Consider the following 15,815-nt stretch of genomic DNA (forward strand, 5'->3'; position numbering starts at 1 on the left):
TGATGGTCAAGCAATTGCCTGTGATGATCCTGGCCGGCCTGCTGAGCGCCTGCTCCGGCAGCCCCTCTTCGGACGATGACCCGGCGCAGCCGCCCAAGGGCGGTTGCTACCAGTCCGAGTGGCAGGCCGAAACCGTGCCGGTCATCAACAAGCGCGTGGGCCCTGAAGGCCTGGAGAAGTATGACGAAGACCACCAGCGCAAGGCTCCAGGCTGCCCTTGAACCGATGCGCTTCGTCGGAGCAGGCAACCAAGCGACCGTTGTGTGGTCATCTAGAGGATACGTAATGAAAGCGCTGATGGCCTTGATGGCCCTGGCGACACTGGCAGGATGCTCACTGCTGCAGCCGGCGCAACCCGCCCCGGCAGACGACTGGACCCGTTGGGTCTGTGACAGCCAGGCCGAGGTGCTGTGGCGCTTCGCTGACCCGCAGCAGGACTCGGTCGACGTCCGCCTCGGTGGCGGCGACCAGGTCTACCGGCTCAAATCCGAGCCGAGCGCGTCGGGGGCGATGTACAGCGATGGCATGCTGGCCTTCCACACCAAGGGCGAAGAAGGCCTGGTGTACTGGGTGGCAACCAACGATCTGATTGGGCGGGGCTGCAAGGCACCGTGACTGGCCGGGCCGCCATGGTGGCCCACACTACTTGAACAGCAACCGCCCCTGCGGCAGGCTTGCACGAAACAAACGACGCTTGTCGGGAGAGAGATACACAATGGCACTCATTAGCATGCGCCAGATGCTGGACCACGCCGCCGAGTTCGGTTACGGCGTTCCAGCTTTCAACGTCAACAACCTCGAGCAGATGCGCGCCATCATGGAAGCGGCCGACAAGACCGATTCCCCCGTGATCGTCCAGGCTTCGGCCGGTGCCCGCAAGTACGCCGGTGCACCCTTCCTGCGTCACCTGATCCTGGCCGCCATCGAAGAATTCCCGCACATCCCGGTGTGCATGCACCAGGACCACGGCACCAGCCCTGACGTGTGCCAGCGTTCGATCCAGCTGGGCTTCAGCTCGGTGATGATGGACGGCTCGCTGGGCGAAGACGGCAAGACCCCGACCGACTATGAGTACAACGTCCGCGTTACCCAGCAGACTGTTGCCATGGCACACGCCTGTGGCGTTTCGGTAGAAGGCGAGCTGGGCTGCCTGGGTTCGCTGGAAACCGGCATGGCGGGTGAAGAAGACGGTATCGGCGCCGAAGGCGTGCTGGACCACAGCCAGATGCTGACCGACCCGGAAGAAGCGGCCGACTTCGTCAAGAAGACCCAGGTCGATGCCCTGGCCATCGCCATCGGTACCAGCCACGGTGCGTACAAGTTCACCAAGCCACCTACCGGTGACGTGTTGGCGATCGACCGCATCAAGGAAATCCACAAGCGCATCCCCAACACCCACCTGGTCATGCACGGTTCGTCCTCGGTACCGCAAGAGTGGCTGGCGATCATCAACCAGTACGGCGGCGACATCAAAGAGACCTACGGTGTACCGGTCGAAGAGATCGTCGAAGGCATCAAGCACGGCGTGCGCAAGGTCAACATCGATACCGACCTGCGTCTGGCGTCCACCGGTGCCATGCGTCGCCTGATGGCGCAGAACCCAAGTGAGTTCGACCCGCGCAAGTTCTTCGGTGAAACCGTCAAGGCCATGCGTGACGTGTGCATCGCCCGTTACGAAGCCTTCGGTACTGCCGGCAATGCCTCCAAGATCAAACCGATCTCCCTGGAAGGCATGTACCAGCGCTACCTGAAAGGTGAGTTGGCCGCCAAGGTCAACTGATTCGCAGGCCGCACTGAAAAAACCCGCAGCGATGCGGGTTTTTTTATGCCTGCGCTCAAGCGCGCAGATATTCACGGCAGAGCAACCGTTAGTCGGCTACCGTACAGTTTAGGCACTGATAGCGTTCTGATTGCATTGCTTGTTACAAACTCGGGTCTAGAGTAGTTATCGGATCCAACCGCGATGTGAAGTCGGTCACAAATAGAGAAGCAGCATGGATGGCGCTCACCCTCAACCTCAGCCAGTGGATGGCAGCTCGGTTCTGCTGGTAGTAGACGATTACCCCGAAAACCTCATCAGCATGCGGGCCTTGCTGGCCCGGCAGGATTGGCAAGTGTTGACTGCAAGTTCAGGGACAGAAGCCTTGAGCGCCTTGCTCGAACACGACGTCGACCTGGTTTTGCTGGATGTACAAATGCCGGAAATGGACGGCTTCGAAGTCGCTCGGCTGATGCGTGGCAGCCAGCGCACACGGCTGACGCCGATCATTTTCCTCACCGCCAACGAGCAGTCCGATGCCGCTGTGCTCAAGGGTTACGCCAGTGGCGCCGTGGACTACATGTTCAAGCCGTTCGACCCGCAAATTCTCAAGCCCAAGGTCCAGGCCCTGCTCGACCAGCAGCGTAACCGGCGCATGCTGCAACGCCTGAGTCGCGAGCTGGAAGCGGCGAGGGCATTCAACGCCTCGATTCTGGAGAACGCTGCCGAAGGTATTCTGGTAGTGAATGCCGCAGGTACCATCAGTTTCGCCAACCCGGCCATTTCACGCTTGCTGGCCGCTGCGGTGGAGCAATTGCAGGGCGCCCAGTTGCTTGATCTGGTGCAGATGGCCAATGCCAATCTGTGGAACGAGTCGGACTTCTACCAGGCCTACCTGGGGCGGCAGATCTTTCGCGTGCACGATGCCCAGTTGCGCACCCTGGGTGGCCAACTGGTGCCGGTCGCGCTGTCCTGTGCGCCGTTGCCGGCCGATCAGCAAGCGATGGTGGTGACCGTGCTGGACATGTCGGTGGTGCGCAACCTGCACCAACAGCTTGAGTACCAGGCGGTGACCGACCCACTCACCGGCCTGCTCAACCGCCGCGGCTTCTATCAGTCTGCCGAGGGCGTGCTGCTGCGCAACGAGCGTTCGGACAAGGCCCAGGCGCTGATGTACATGGACCTGGATGGCTTCAAGCGGATCAACGATTCGTTGGGCCATGAGGCGGGCGATCGCGTGCTGCGCTGGGTGGCAGAACAGCTCAAGGACTGCCTGGGCAGCGAGGCGTTATTGGCGCGGATGGGCGGTGACGAGTTCACGGCGTTGTTCGACAGCCTGCCGTACCCCGAGCAGGCCGGGCGTTACGCCGAGCGACTGCTCGAGCGCGTTTCGATCAGCCAGCAGATAGAAGGGCTGGATGTATGCCTTGGGGTCAGCATTGGCATCGCCACCTTTCCCGACTGCGGCGCAACCGTCGAAGGCCTGCTGCGGGCTGCCGATGCGGCGATGTATGCGGCCAAGCAGGCCGGGCGGCAGCAGTATCGCTTCTATGACCAGGAGCTCAATGGCCGGGCGCGGTCACGGCTGATGCTCGAAGACAGCGTGCGCGCCGCTATCGAGCAGCACGATTTCAGCCTGGTGTATCAGCCCCAGGTGGCTTTTGCCGACGGCCACCTGCGCGGTTTCGAGGCGTTGCTGCGCTGGCAGCACCCCAGTGTCGGCGATGTGCCACCGGGGCTGTTCATCCCCTTGCTGGAAGAGGCGCGGCTGATCAACCGGCTGGCCAGCTGGATCTATCGCCAGGGCGCGGCCCAGCGCCAGGCCTGGTGCGATCGTTTTGCCCAGGGGCTGGTGCTGGGCATCAGCCTGAGCCGCGCCCAGTTCGTCATGCCGGGCCTGGTCGATGAGCTGCAGCGGGTGATCCAGGACTACCAGCTGGACCCGGCGCAGCTAGAGGTCGAGGTGGCAGAGACGTCGTTGATGTACAACATCGACGCGGCCGTGAAGCAGATACACCGCCTGCGCGAACTGGGCGTGCGGGTGGCGCTGGATGATTTTGGCGCGGGTGACTGCTCGTTGCGTATGCTGCGTGACTTGCCGATCGACACCCTCAAGCTTGACCGCCACCTGGTTGCGCGCTTGCCGGGCTCTGCGGTAGACGCCGCGCTGGTACGCAGTGTGATCGGCTTGTGCGCCGACTACCGCATCACGGTGATAGCCGAAGGCGTGGAAACCCCGGCCCAGGCCGACTGGCTCAAGGCCAATGGCTGTGCCTACGTGCAGGGGTTTCTGGTGGCACACCCGATGACGGCGGCGGATGCCAGCGGCTTCCCGGCGATTTTCTCCTGGCCCCGGCCATGATTGGCTAGAATCGCCATTCGCCCCGCCGAATGCAGTGCCATGACCGTATTACGTTACTTGCAAGCTTACCCGCCGCACCTGCAGGAGCAGGTACGGCAGATGATCGACAGCGACCGCCTGGGGGAGTACCTGCAGCGTCGCTACTCCGACCGCCATGACGTGCAGAGCGACAAGGCGTTGTACAGTTATGCCCAGGACTTGCGCCAGCAGTACCTGCGCAGCGCGCCCGGCCTGGACAAGGTGCTGTTCGACAACCGCCTCGACCTGACCCACCGTGCCTTGGGGCTGAACACGGCGGTATCGCGGGTTCAGGGTGGCAAGCTCAAGGCGAAGAAGGAAATCCGCATCGCCTCCTTGTTCAAGGAGGCCGCGCCGCAGTTTCTGCGCATGATCGTGGTGCACGAGTTGGCGCACCTGCGTGAGCGCGACCATAGCAAGGCGTTTTACCAGCTCTGTCAGCACATGGAGCCGGACTACCACCAACTGGAATTCGACCTGCGCGTCTACCTGACCTATCGGGAGCTGCCGGGCAACTGTTAAGGACCACGCAGCATGGAAGTGAGCAAGACCAAGAGCAGCTTCTACCGGCGCCTGTACGTGGCCTGGCTGATCGACAGCCAGACTGCGACCAGCGTGCCGGCGCTGATGGAGGCCACCGGCATGCCACGGCGCACCGCCCAGGACACCATCGCCGCTCTGGCAGACCTGGATATCATCTGCGAGTTCGAGCAGCAGGAGGGCGCGCGCAATCATGCCGGGCACTACCGCATTCATGACTGGGGCGCGATCGACAAGCAGTGGATCATCCAGCATTTGCGGCAGATCCGAGAAGTGCTGGGGTATCGGTGATTGTGGGGGCGCAAAGCGCCCCGGCTTTCTCAGCCCTTACGCATGCCGATATGCGGTATGTCATCCTCCAGGTATTGCTCGCCAACCGCTTCGAACCCATGCCCTGCGTAAAACCCTTGCAGATGCGCCTGCGCCGACAGATACACCGGCGTCCCCGGCCAGCAATGTTCGGCAGCCTCCAGCCCTTTCAGCAGCAACGCATGCCCAAGCTTCAGCCCACGCGCCGCCGGTGAGGTCACCACGCGCCCGATCACCACATCACCGCCCTGGGATTGCGGGTCGAGCAGGCGCAGGTAGGCCACCAGCTTGTCGTCCTGCCACGCCATCAAGTGCAGGGTATCGCCGGCCAGGTCCTGGCCATCGACTTCCTGGTAACTGCAGCGCTGCTCGACCACGAACACTTCGGTGCGCAATTGCAGGATGGCGTAGAGCTGGTCCTTGCTCAGGTCGGTGTGGTGCTTGCAGAGCCAGTCGATAGACATTGGCGAACTCCTTGAATGGGCCGTCGATCATCGCAAATCCCGGGGCTGTGGACGAGTGGATGATTGCTGCAGGGCATTGCCTGCGCGCCTCGGCCAAAATAGAGGCAAAATGACACTATTGTCCGCTGCCGTGAGCCATGGCTTTGTGTACTCTCATCCGCAGTCGCGGCGAAGGCCGCCTACACAGTGTGCGCCCTCCATTGCAAAAGGACTTGAGCATGCGGCCACTGCTTGGTGTTCTGGGATTGCTGGCAGCCCTGCTGGCTGCGCCAGCCCTGGGTGAAGACAAGCTGCGGCTGGTGGCAGACAAATGGCCACCGTTCACCGATGCAAGCATGCCGGGCGGCGGTTTGGCGACCAGCATCGTTACCACCGCACTGACCCGGGCCGGTTACGCCAGCGGGTTCGAGGAGGCGCCATGGGCACGGGCCTTGATGGGCGTGAGCGAAGGGCGCTACGACGTGTTGATCAATGCCTGGTACAACGACTCACGTACACGCATCGGGCATTTTTCCAACGCTTATCTGAACAACAAGATTCGCCTGCTCAAACGCAAGGGTGAGGCCTTCGCCTACCAGCAGGCGTCCGACTTGTACCCCTACAGCATCGCCGTGGTGCGCGATTATGCCTATTCACCTGAATTCGACAGCGACACCCGCTTGCACAAGGTGGCGGTGCGCAACTTCTCGTCGGCCGTGCGCATGCTGGCGGCCGGCCGGGTGAACCTGGCGGTGGAGGATGAATACGTGGCCCGCTACAACCTGCAACGTGAACCGCAGGCGGTGCGCGATGGCGTGGAGATGGTCGAGCCGCCTCTGGGGGAGAACAGCCTGCATATTCTGGTCAGCCTGAAACACCCCCAGCACCAGCAGATCGTCGAACGTTTCGAGCGGGCGATAGCGGCGATGAAGGCGGATGGCAGCTATGCGCGCCTGCTGCGCCAGCATGGTTTTTGACCCAGGCCACAAAGCACTCAGCCCGTAGGGCTTTCCTTGACCAGGTGCGCCGCCAGCGTGCGCAACGGCGCCAGTTGCCGGCAGATCAGCGCCAGCTGGGTCTGCACCAGCCGCTGATGTTCATCCAGCTCTTCCGGCATCTGCTCCAGGTCGTTGGCCAGCGCCTCTTCAGCATCACTGTGGATGGCGACCGGTAGCCGCGCTGCCAGGCCGTTGGCGATTTCGTCCAGGCTGTTGGCCAGGCTTTGCCCGGCGCCCTCGATCAATTGCTCCTGAACCTCCGCCGGCAGGGCGGTATCACGGTGCGCGCCCAGCCCGGAAAGGTAGCTGAGCAGGGTATGCGACAACACCAGGAAGCGGAAGCCGACGTCCGCCTCCTTACGGAAGTGCCCCGGCTCCATGAGCATGTTCGCCAGCGTGGTGGACAGGGCTGCATCGGCGTTGTGGGCGTTGCGCCGGGCCAGGCGGTAGGCGAGGTCGTCGCGCTTGCCATGGGCATACTGCTGCATGATCTGGCGCAGGTACACGCTGGCGCAGGCCAAGGTGTTGGCCAACGCCTTGTTCAGGCGCCGGCCCTGCCAGTCGGGCAGGAACAGGAACACCGCCAGAATGGCGATCAGGCTGCCCACCAGGGTGTCGAACAGGCGTGGCAGGAACAGGCCGTAGCCGTCGCCGATCTGGTTGAAGCAGAACAGCACCATCAAGGTGATCGCCGCCGTGGCCAGGGCGTAACGGGTAGTCCGGTTGACGAAGAACACTACCCCGGCGACCACGGCGAACATCGACTGGATGATCGGGTTGGGGAACAGGTCGAACAGCGCCCAGCCGACTGTGAGGCCGATGGCCGTGCCGAAAATCCGCTGCACCAGCTTGCGCCGGGTGGCACCGTAGTTGGGTTGGCAGACGAACAGTGTGGTGAGGATGATCCAGTAGCCCTGGGTGGGGTGGATCAGGTGCACCATGCCGTAGCCGATCGACAGCGCCAAGGGTAGGCGCAAGGCATGGCGGAACAGTAGCGAGGTGGGTGTGAGCTGGGTGCGCAGGCGGCTCCAGACATCCTTCAGGGAGCGTGGCGAACGGTCGAGCAGGCTGCTGTCACTGGCATCGGCCAGGCTGTCCGGGTTGCTGGCGGCGCCCAGCAGGCGGTCCAGGGTGGCCAGGTTGGCCGCCAGGGCCCGCAGCGAGCGCAGCAGGCTGCGCCAGGCAGGGTTGTTCTGGTTGCGCAGGTGCTCCAGGGAGGCGTTGAGGTCTTCCAGGGTGTCGGCAAATCGGCTGTCGAGGACAAACGGCTGACGCATGCGGATCGAGCGCGCCAGGTCCTGGCAGGCCGAGCCTTGATGGCGCAGCAGGCGCTGGCAGCGGAACATCACGTCGCTGTGGAAGAACGCTTCGGCCAGGGCGTTGTAGGGATAGTGCGAGGCGCTCACCCGCTCGTGGATGTCCTGGGCCAGGAAGTACAGCTTCAGGTAGCGGCTGACCTTGGAATTTGGCTGGCTGTTGCCGACCCGGTGCAGGATGATTTCCTTGGCGGCATTGAGCGCCGCGACCACCTTGCCGTTTTGCTGGGCCAGCTCCAGGCGGCGGGCCTCCAGGTCGTGGTGGCGGATCGGCTCGAACAGGTTGGCCTTGAGCTTGAGGTAGCGCCCCAGCTCGAAAAACAGCTTGGCCAGGCTTTGCTGCACCGGCTGGTTGGAGAACAGCGCCTGCCATAGCACCGACAGCAGGCCGTACCAGGCCGCGCCCGCCACCAGCAGCATCGGCTCGTGCCAGAAGTCGGTGACCAGGCCGCCGCGTTGGTCCACGCCGATCATGGTGTACACCGCCGTGATCAGCGTTGCCGAGGCGATTGCGCCATAGCGCTCGCCCAAGGCGCCAAGCATGGTCAGGCCGAACGCCGCCAGGGCCAGGGCAATGGCGAACACCCACGGGTAGGGGAACAGCAGCTCGACGGCCAGGGCGGCGATGGCAAAGCACACCAGGGTCACAGCCAGGGCACTGAGGCGGCCCTGCCAACTGTCGTCGGTCTCGGCCAGTGCGCTGGCGATGATGCCCAGGAACAACGGGATCAGCAGGGCCATTTCATCCTGGTACCAGCACAAGGCCATGCTGCCGGTGAGGGCGACCGTTACCCGGATGCTATAGCTGAACTTGTCTTGGCCCCACAGGCGACGCAGTGACTGACGGAACGAGCTCGATGACATGATGGCCTTGGGCTGTGATCGAATGAATACATTGCCGCACGGACCAGCAAGAAGCGTTCCGTGCTGCTGAATGGATTCTACTCTACACGAACTGTGCCGCTGCGTTAGCCGATGCCCACGCCCACTGGAAATTGAACCCGCCCAGGTGGCCGGTCACATCCAGCACCTCGCCAATGAAGTACAACCCTGGGCTCTTGAGCGACTCCATGGTCTTGGACGACACCTCGCGGGTATCCACGCCGCCTAGGGTCACTTCGGCGGTGCGATAGCCCTCGGTGCCGGCAGGTACCACCTGCCAGGCCGCCAGTTTGTCGGCGATCTGCGCCAGTTCGGCCGGAGTGTACTGCTTCATCGGCTTCGATTCGAACCACTGCTCGGCCAAGAGGTTGGCCAGCTTGCGGGTGAACACTTCGCCGAGCACGGTCTTGAGTTCTGCATTGGCGCGCTCGGCCTGCTGCTGTTGCAGCCAGGTCAGGGCGTCACGGTCGGGCAGCAGGTTGATCTCCACCGTGTCGCCCGCCTCCCAGAATGAAGAAATCTGCAGGATCGCCGGGCCACTCAGGCCGCGGTGGGTAAACAGCAGGTTTTCGCGGAAATGGGTGCCGTTGCAGCTGGCGGTGCAGTCCAGCGAGGTACCCGACAGTTCTGTGCACAGTGCCTTGAGTTGGGGCTCGGTGATGGTGAAGGGCACCAGCCCGGCGCGGGTCGGCAGCAGGGTGTGGCCGAACTGGCGAGCCACCTGGTAGCCGAAACCGCTGGCGCCCAGGGTCGGGATCGACAGGCCGCCGGTGGCGATCACCAACGACTGGCAGGCAAACTGCCCGGCACTGGTTTGCAGCAGGTAGCCGGTTTCGGTCTTTTCGATGTGCGAGATGCTGGTGTCCATGCGCAACTCGGCACCGGCCTCGTCGCACTCGGCCAGCAGCATGTTGAGGATGTCGCTGGCCTTGTTGTCGCAGAACAGCTGGCCGAGCTTTTTCTCGTGGTAGGGCACGCCGTGCTTGGCCACCAGCTCGATGAAGTCCCACTGGGTGTAGCGGGCCAGGGCCGACTTGCAGAAGTGCGCATTGTGCGAGAGGAAGTTGGCCGGCTCGGTGTACATGTTGGTGAAGTTGCAGCGCCCGCCGCCGGACATGAGGATCTTCTTGCCTGGCTTGTTGGCGTGGTCGAGCAGCAGCACCCGGCGGCCACGGCGGGCGCTGAGCTGGGCGCACATCAGGCCGGCGGCGCCGGCGCCGAGGATGATCACGTCGGTGGAATGCACGGGGTACCTCTTGGAGATTGCTGGGGCTTTTGCGCAGCCCTTTCGCGTACAGGGATATGCATGCCCCTGTAGGAGCGGCCTTGTGTCGCGAACGGGCCGCAAAGCGGCCCCAAAGGATTTCAGAGAATACGAACTTTCAGAACGCGGCCCTTGATCTTGCCGCTGTTCAGCCGCTGCATGGCCTGCTTGGCCAGTGCTCGCTCTACCGCCACAAAGGCCTGGAAGTCGAAGATGGCGATCTTGCCCACTTGCTTGCCCGGGATGCCGGCATCACCGGTCAGCGCCCCCAGGATGTCACCCGGGCGCAGCTTGTCCTTGCGTCCGGCAGCGATGCACAAGGTGCTCATCACCGGCAGCAGCGGCTCACCGCCCTTGTTTTTCAGGCTGTCGAGCTGGTCCCAGTGCAACGGGCTCTTCTGCAGTGCCTCGATGGCCTGGGCGCGATGCCCTTCGGCCGGGGCCACCAGGCTGACCGCAACGCCTTTCTCACCCGCACGGCCGGTGCGGCCGACGCGGTGCACATGGATTTCGGCATCCCGCGCCAGTTCAACGTTGAGCACCATGTCCAGGCCGTCGATGTCCAGGCCGCGTGCGGCCACGTCGGTCGCCACCAGCACCGAGCTGCTGCGGTTGGCGAACATCGCCAGCACCTGGTCGCGGTCGCGCTGTTCGAGGTCACCGTGCAGGGCCTGGGCGACGATACCTTTGGCCGTGAGGTGGGCGACCACGTCTTCGCACTGCTGCTTGGTGAAGCAGAACGCCACGCACGATTGTGGGCGGTAGTGGCCGAGCACGCGGGTCACCGCATCCAGGCGCTGCTGTGCGTCGATTTCGATGAAGCGTTGTTCGATCTGATTGTCGGTGTGCAGGCTTTCGACCTTGACCTGCTGCGGCTTGCGCATGAAGTCTGCGGCCAGTTGCTCGATGCCGGCCGGGTAGGTGGCCGAGAACAGCAGGGTCTGGCGACGCGCCGGGGTCTTGCCGATGATGCTGGCGATGGCGTCGAAGAAGCCCATGTCGAGCATGCGGTCGGCTTCGTCCAGCACCAGGGTGTTGAGCCCGTCGAGTACCAGCGTGCCCTTTTCCAGGTGCTGCTGGATGCGCCCTGGGGTGCCGACGATGATGTGCGCACCGTGCTCCAGCGAGGCGATCTGCGGGCCGAGCGAGACGCCGCCACACAGGGTCAGGATCTTGATGTTGTCCTCGGCACGGGCCAGGCGGCGGAGCTCTTTGGCGACCTGGTCAGCCAGTTCGCGGGTCGGGCACAACACCAGTGCCTGGCAACCGAAGTAACGCGGGTTGATCGGGTTCAGCAGGCCGATGCCGAACGCAGCGGTCTTGCCGCTGCCGGTCTTGGCCTGGGCGATCAGGTCCTGGCCCCTGAGGATGACCGGCAGGCTCTGGGCCTGGATCGGCGTCATCGAGGCATAGCCGAGGGCGTCCAGGTTGGCCAGCATGGCGGCGGACAGCGGCAGAGTGGCAAAGGCGGTGGTTTCGGTGGTCACGAGGCGGGCCTGTGTAGCGAAGCGAAAAATGCCGCACAGTCTACCAGCCTCATGGCCATTCGCCCTACGACTCCATGTGTTGTTCCGGACGACGGGCACGCCTTCCGTCTGTCGGCGCCAGTTGCAGGAAGATCGCCGCTGCCAGCATCGACATGATGCCGATGGTGACGAAAGTCAGCTGGAACGCCCCCAAGGTGCTTTCCACGCCTTCGGCACTGCCCGCGGCGGTGAAGCCGCCGAGCAATGCCCCGGCGCAGGCCACGCCCAGGCTCAGGGCCAGCTGGGCGACCACCGATAGCAGGCTGTTGCCGCTGCTGGCGCTGGCATCGTCGAGGTCGATCAGGGTCACCGTGTTCATGGCCGTGAACTGCATGGAGTTGACCGCGCCGAGCAGGCCCAGGTGTATCAGCAGTACGGCGTAGGGGGTCTGTTCGTCGATCAGCCCCAGGCTGGCCAGCAGCAGGCCCAGCAGCAGGGTGTTGCCGGTGAGGATGATGCGGTAGCCAAGGCGCTCGATCAGCGGCCGGGCAATGGACTTGGCGAGCATCGCCGCCGCTGCCAGCGGGATCATGCTCATGCCGGCCTGGGCCGGCGAATAGCCCAACGCCACCTGCAACAGCAAGGGCACCAGGAAGGGCAGGGCACCGCTGCCCAGACGAGCGAACAGGTTGCCGAGGATGCCGATGGCAAAGGTGCGTACACGGAACAGGCTGGGCGAGAACAGCGGCTCTGGGTCGCGCCCGGCACGCAGCCAGTACGCGGCCAGGCAGGCCATGCCGGCGAACAGCAGCAACATCACCCGCAGGTGCGGCAGGTGCAACTCGCCCAGGCCTTCCATGGCGATGGTGATCAGCACCATCGCCGCGCCGAACAGCAGAAAACCCGGGCCATCGAAGCTGGTGCGCTCGGCACCGCGCAGGTCGGGGATGAACTTCCACACGGCATAGCAACCGATGGCGCCCACCGGCAGGTTGAGCAGGAAGATCCAGTGCCAGCTGAGGATCTCCACCAGCCAGCCGCCGACCGTGGGGCCGAGCAGGGGGCCGAGCAGGCCGGGGATGGTGATGAAACTCATGATGCGCACCAGTTCGGTGCGTGGATAGGCGCGCAGCACCACCAGCCGCCCGACCGGCAGCATCAGCGCGCCGCCCAGGCCCTGGACGACCCGCGCCAAAATCAGAAAGCCCAGGCTGTTGGCGGCCGCGCACAGCAGCGAGCCGAAGCTGAACAGCAGGATGGCGCTGAAGAAGATGCGCTTGGTGCCGAAGCGGTCGGCGATCCAGCCGGAGGCGGGGATCAGCAAAGCCACGGTGAGCATGTAGGCGATGATCACGCCTTGCATGCGCAGCGGGTCCTCTTCCAGCGAGCGGGCCATGGCCGGCAGCGCGGTGTTGAGGATGGTGCCGTCCAGGGACTGCATGAAGAAAGCGATGGCCACTACCCACGGGATCCAGCGGGCGGTGACGGGGTCGAGCGGGGTGCGTTCGGGCATGACGTCCTCGTTTGTCAGTACGGGCCTCTTCGCGGGGCAAGTCGGATCGCCGCACCGCCGCTCCCGCAAGTACCGTGCAGCCACCAGAAACAGCGGCTATATGTGAGAGTGGGCTTGCCCCGCGAAGAGGCCAGCAACGCCAATCACAATGTCAGGGTAAGCCCTTTGACCAGAGCCCCCGGCAAATGACTCGACCCGGTACTGCGCTGTCCATAGGTACTGGTGGACAGGATCATCTCGCGCTCGCGGGTCAGGTCTTCCAGTTGGTTGCCCAACAGGCTGAACAGGCTGTCATCGAAGCGCATGGTGCTCACCGGCCCCTGAATCTCGCCATTCTCCACCCAGAAGGTGGCAAAGCGGGTCAGGCCGGTCATGCGCGCCGCTGGCAGGTCCGAGTAGTTCAGGTACCACAGGTTGCTGATATATAGCCCGGTGCCAAGCCGTTCGAGGATCGCCTCACTGGCCAGGTTACCCGGCGCCAGGCTCAAGGCGCAGGGCGACTCGTAGCTGTCGGCGCCATTGGCCTGCAGTGCGAACTCGGCCGCGCTACGCGCGCTGATCAAGCGCTGTACGGCCTGGCCTTGGGTGATCAGCGGCACATCGAGGCGCGGTGAGCCCTCATCCGAGAACGCCGGGCTCAGCGAGCCGCTGACCTGCTCGTCGAAGCTGACCAGCGGGCTCAAGCGGGCATCGCCGTTGTACAGACGCTGCAGGGCGCTGTTGCCAGTGGCCAGCGCCTGCGCGGAAAAACCGCCCCAGCACAGCATGCCGGCAATTTCGTCCATGGCCGCAGGCGCCAGGTAGGCGCGGTAGCTGCCCGGCTTCAAGGTAATCGCCGGGCGGCCGAGGAAGGCCAGCTGTTCGCGGGCCTGGCGCAGGCGGGCGGTGAAGTCGTCGGCGTGCCACACCTGCCCGGCATAGTTGGCTTTCACTGCTTGGCCGTTGCTGTGGAACAGGCTCCAGTCCATGTTGAAACTGTTGGCCTGGTGCCAGCCGAAGGCGCCGAACGAGCTGGCGAAACCGCGACAGATCGGCCCGGCGGCATAGATACCGACCAAGTCCATGTCGCCGGCTTCACGTTCGATCAGGGCAAGGACCTCATCCAGTTCCGGCAGTGGGTGATCCTGCTGGCTATGGCTGTGCCATGGGGTATCGTCCAGGCGCAGGTAGGGGTCGACCGGCAACAGCGGCAGGGTCTGGCGCAGTTGACTGAGGGCATCGGCCAGGCGCGTGCGGTCCAGCACGGCATCATCGCCCAGGGTGATCTGCTGCTCGGCCTGGCGGCCGTCACGCATCAGGCGCAATTGCACGCTGGCCTGGCTGACCTCGCCGGCCTGACGCACCTGGGCGTGGTTGAAGCGGATGAACTGCGACTGTTCGGCGCTGTAACCAAGGGTGAACTGCTCGCCCACCTGAAGGGTGTCGCGCAGGGCGCCAAGCAGGGTTTCGAAGCGTTGCTGGGGTGTGGCGCTCATCAGGCGTCGCCTCCGAATACGTCGATCTGGCGGAACACGCAGGCCGGCGAGGCGTGGCCGACCCGTACCACCTGGTTGGGTTCGCCTTTGCCGCAGTTGGGCGTGCCCAGCACCTGGAAGGTGCTGCGGTCGCCGACTGCCGACAGGTTGCGCCAGAACTGCGCCGAGATGCCGCGGTAGTTGGGGTTTTTGACGATGCCCTTGAGTTCGCCGTCCTCGATCAGTTGGCCCCACTCGCAGCCGAACTGGAACTTGTTGCGTGCATCGTCGATGGACCACGAGCGGTTGGTGCGCATCAGGATGCCGTGCTCGATGCCCTTGACCAATTGTGCCAGCGAGCAGTCGCCTGGCTCGATGTTGAGGTTGGCCATGCGGTCGATCGGTGCGCGGTTCCAGCCACAGGCACGGCTGTTGGCCACGCCGTCCAGGCCCGAGCGGAACTGCGACAGGGCGCCGCCCAATGGGCGCAGCAGCAGGCCGTCGCGGATCAGGAATTGCTTGCTGGCCTGGGTGCCGTCATCGTCGTAGCTGTAGCTGGCCAGCTCTTCGTCGATGGTAGGGTCGAAGGTCACGTTGAGCAGCGCCGAGCCGTATTGCAGGTGGCCGAAGTCGCTGGCTTTGACGAAGCTGGTGCCGGCGTAGTTGCGCTCGTCGCCGAGAATGCGGTCCATCTCCAGCGGGTGGCCGATGGACTCGTGAATCTGCAGCATCATCTGGTCGGGCATCAGCAGCAGGTCGCGCGGGCCGCTGGGTGTATTGGGTGCCAGCAGCAGTTGCAGCGCTTCGTCGGCGACGCGGCTGGCGGCGCCGACCAGGCCACAGCGCTCGACGATCTCGAAACCGCCCTGCTGGCCGAAGTTGTCCCGGCCCAGGCTGCGGCTCTGGCTGTCCTGGCCGTCGCTGGCGGTCACGCTCAGGCCTGGGAACAGGAAACGCTGGGCGTGGCGCAGTTCGGCGCCGGCAGAGTTGAGGTAGGTTTGCTCGACCACGCTCATGCCCAGGCCGGCCTGCCAGTCCACCAGGCGGCTGTCGCTGGGCACGCTGGCCGATTCCGCGGCGAGCAGGCCGAGGCAGTCGGCAAGGCTGGGCAAGGGTTGATCGAAGTGGGGCGAAACGTGGTCGTGGCGCGCGCTGGTCACCGGTTGCTCGCGCAGGTCCAGCAGGCTATGCCCGGCGAGCTGCCGGGCCAGGGCTTCGGCGCGTTCGAGTGCCTGTTGCAGGCCGTGCTGGGACAAGTCTGCGGTGGCTGCATAAGCCTCCACGCCATTGACACGCACGGTGAGCATGGCGCCCTCGTCCTGGCTGAAGAACGGTGGCTCGGTAACATTGCGGCGCACCGACAGCGCCTGGTGCGACTGTTTCACATGGCGCAGGGAAAACAACTCCGCCGTGCTGCGCAGCGCGGCGAACCGCTGGCGCAGCAGGGCGCTGGAATCGAACATGCGGGAACCTCCGAGTCAGTGGTGGCTC

At 64.3% G+C, this 15,815-nt stretch carries 14 protein-coding genes; 7 read left to right on the forward strand and 7 right to left on the reverse strand.

What is annotated here, in order from left to right; all coding sequences use genetic code 11:
• Nucleotides 1-2 precede the first annotated feature (2 nt).
• From DJ563_RS23165 to DJ563_RS23190, 6 genes are all read left to right on the forward strand, one after another.
• Nucleotides 3-221: a hypothetical protein gene (locus tag DJ563_RS23165; RefSeq protein ID WP_033702581.1), complete on the forward strand. Its 219-nt coding sequence runs from the start codon at nucleotides 3-5 to the stop codon at nucleotides 219-221.
• Between the two features lie 64 nt (nucleotides 222-285).
• Complete coding sequence (locus DJ563_RS23170) at nucleotides 286-615, forward strand: MliC family protein (protein WP_274097522.1); 330 nt, start codon at nucleotides 286-288, stop codon at nucleotides 613-615.
• 100 nt (nucleotides 616-715) lie between these two features.
• Entirely contained in the window at nucleotides 716-1,780 is a 1,065-nt protein-coding gene (fba, locus tag DJ563_RS23175) for a class II fructose-bisphosphate aldolase (RefSeq protein WP_016501943.1), read from the forward strand.
• Between the two features lie 214 nt (nucleotides 1,781-1,994).
• Nucleotides 1,995-4,121, forward strand: coding sequence for a putative bifunctional diguanylate cyclase/phosphodiesterase (locus DJ563_RS23180; protein ID WP_274097523.1), 2,127 nt, complete (start codon nucleotides 1,995-1,997; stop codon nucleotides 4,119-4,121).
• 39 nt (nucleotides 4,122-4,160) lie between these two features.
• Nucleotides 4,161-4,661 (forward strand): M48 metallopeptidase family protein, encoded by a 501-nt coding sequence (locus DJ563_RS23185; RefSeq protein WP_434518401.1) that lies wholly within the window; start codon nucleotides 4,161-4,163, stop codon nucleotides 4,659-4,661.
• A 12-nt stretch (nucleotides 4,662-4,673) separates the two neighbouring features.
• Nucleotides 4,674-4,970: a winged helix-turn-helix domain-containing protein gene (locus tag DJ563_RS23190; RefSeq protein ID WP_033701873.1), complete on the forward strand. Its 297-nt coding sequence runs from the start codon at nucleotides 4,674-4,676 to the stop codon at nucleotides 4,968-4,970.
• Nucleotides 4,971-4,999: 29 nt separating this feature from the next.
• Here the strand turns inward: DJ563_RS23190 and DJ563_RS23195 are convergent, their stop codons facing one another.
• Complete coding sequence (locus tag DJ563_RS23195) at nucleotides 5,000-5,452, reverse strand: GNAT family N-acetyltransferase (protein WP_186652821.1); 453 nt, start codon at nucleotides 5,450-5,452, stop codon at nucleotides 5,000-5,002.
• Nucleotides 5,453-5,670: 218 nt separating this feature from the next.
• Here DJ563_RS23195 and DJ563_RS23200 point away from each other — a divergent pair, with 218 nt between their 5' ends.
• Nucleotides 5,671-6,408, forward strand: coding sequence for a substrate-binding periplasmic protein (locus DJ563_RS23200; protein ID WP_274097525.1), 738 nt, complete (start codon nucleotides 5,671-5,673; stop codon nucleotides 6,406-6,408).
• A 17-nt stretch (nucleotides 6,409-6,425) separates the two neighbouring features.
• Here DJ563_RS23200 and yccS read toward each other — a convergent pair whose 3' ends face one another.
• The 6 genes from yccS to DJ563_RS23230 all read right to left on the reverse strand — a co-directional run bounded on the left by yccS (nucleotide 6,426) and on the right by DJ563_RS23230 (nucleotide 15,787).
• Nucleotides 6,426-8,609 carry a YccS family putative transporter gene (gene yccS / locus DJ563_RS23205; RefSeq protein ID WP_274097526.1) on the reverse strand — a complete coding sequence of 728 codons (2,184 nt, stop codon included), beginning with the start codon at nucleotides 8,607-8,609 and terminating at the stop codon, nucleotides 6,426-6,428.
• A gap of 82 nt (nucleotides 8,610-8,691) precedes the next feature.
• Nucleotides 8,692-9,873 (reverse strand): NAD(P)/FAD-dependent oxidoreductase, encoded by a 1,182-nt coding sequence (locus DJ563_RS23210; RefSeq protein ID WP_033701867.1) that lies wholly within the window; start codon nucleotides 9,871-9,873, stop codon nucleotides 8,692-8,694.
• A 119-nt stretch (nucleotides 9,874-9,992) separates the two neighbouring features.
• Nucleotides 9,993-11,330, reverse strand: coding sequence for an ATP-dependent RNA helicase DbpA (dbpA, locus tag DJ563_RS23215; RefSeq protein ID WP_434519743.1), 1,338 nt, complete (start codon nucleotides 11,328-11,330; stop codon nucleotides 9,993-9,995).
• A gap of 112 nt (nucleotides 11,331-11,442) precedes the next feature.
• Nucleotides 11,443-12,870 carry a multidrug transporter subunit MdtD gene (gene mdtD / locus DJ563_RS23220; RefSeq protein ID WP_033701864.1) on the reverse strand — a complete coding sequence of 476 codons (1,428 nt, stop codon included), beginning with the start codon at nucleotides 12,868-12,870 and terminating at the stop codon, nucleotides 11,443-11,445.
• 143 nt (nucleotides 12,871-13,013) lie between these two features.
• A complete protein-coding gene (locus DJ563_RS23225; protein WP_434518402.1) occupies nucleotides 13,014-14,345 on the reverse strand; it encodes a TldD/PmbA family protein in 1,332 nt (443 codons plus the stop codon).
• A complete protein-coding gene (locus tag DJ563_RS23230) occupies nucleotides 14,345-15,787 on the reverse strand; it encodes a TldD/PmbA family protein (protein ID WP_434518403.1) in 1,443 nt (480 codons plus the stop codon). The genes DJ563_RS23225 and DJ563_RS23230 overlap by 1 nt, the downstream gene beginning before the upstream one ends.
• Nucleotides 15,788-15,815: the final 28 nt, after the last annotated feature.

The sequence above is a fragment of the Pseudomonas sp. NFX1 genome (assembly GCF_051123555.1).
GTDB lineage: Bacteria > Pseudomonadota > Gammaproteobacteria > Pseudomonadales > Pseudomonadaceae > Aquipseudomonas > Aquipseudomonas capeferrum.

What these genes read in the sequence shown, in the direction of transcription:
- dbpA (WP_434519743.1), bottom strand. Translation starts at nt 11,330, where the DNA reads ATGCTGGCCAACCTGGACGCCCTCGGCTATGCCTCGATGACGCCGATC.
- DJ563_RS23225 (WP_434518402.1), bottom strand. Translation starts at nt 14,345, where the DNA reads ATGAGCGCCACACCCCAGCAACGCTTCGAAACCCTGCTTGGCGCCCTG.
- DJ563_RS23170 (WP_274097522.1), top strand. Translation starts at nt 286, where the DNA reads ATGAAAGCGCTGATGGCCTTGATGGCCCTGGCGACACTGGCAGGATGC.
- DJ563_RS23185 (WP_434518401.1), top strand. Translation starts at nt 4,161, where the DNA reads ATGACCGTATTACGTTACTTGCAAGCTTACCCGCCGCACCTGCAGGAG.
- DJ563_RS23165 (WP_033702581.1), top strand. Translation starts at nt 3, where the DNA reads ATGGTCAAGCAATTGCCTGTGATGATCCTGGCCGGCCTGCTGAGCGCC.
- DJ563_RS23190 (WP_033701873.1), top strand. Translation starts at nt 4,674, where the DNA reads ATGGAAGTGAGCAAGACCAAGAGCAGCTTCTACCGGCGCCTGTACGTG.
- DJ563_RS23200 (WP_274097525.1), top strand. Translation starts at nt 5,671, where the DNA reads ATGCGGCCACTGCTTGGTGTTCTGGGATTGCTGGCAGCCCTGCTGGCT.
- yccS (WP_274097526.1), bottom strand. Translation starts at nt 8,609, where the DNA reads ATGTCATCGAGCTCGTTCCGTCAGTCACTGCGTCGCCTGTGGGGCCAA.
- fba (WP_016501943.1), top strand. Translation starts at nt 716, where the DNA reads ATGGCACTCATTAGCATGCGCCAGATGCTGGACCACGCCGCCGAGTTC.
- DJ563_RS23180 (WP_274097523.1), top strand. Translation starts at nt 1,995, where the DNA reads ATGGATGGCGCTCACCCTCAACCTCAGCCAGTGGATGGCAGCTCGGTT.
- mdtD (WP_033701864.1), bottom strand. Translation starts at nt 12,870, where the DNA reads ATGCCCGAACGCACCCCGCTCGACCCCGTCACCGCCCGCTGGATCCCG.
- DJ563_RS23230 (WP_434518403.1), bottom strand. Translation starts at nt 15,787, where the DNA reads ATGTTCGATTCCAGCGCCCTGCTGCGCCAGCGGTTCGCCGCGCTGCGC.
- DJ563_RS23195 (WP_186652821.1), bottom strand. Translation starts at nt 5,452, where the DNA reads ATGTCTATCGACTGGCTCTGCAAGCACCACACCGACCTGAGCAAGGAC.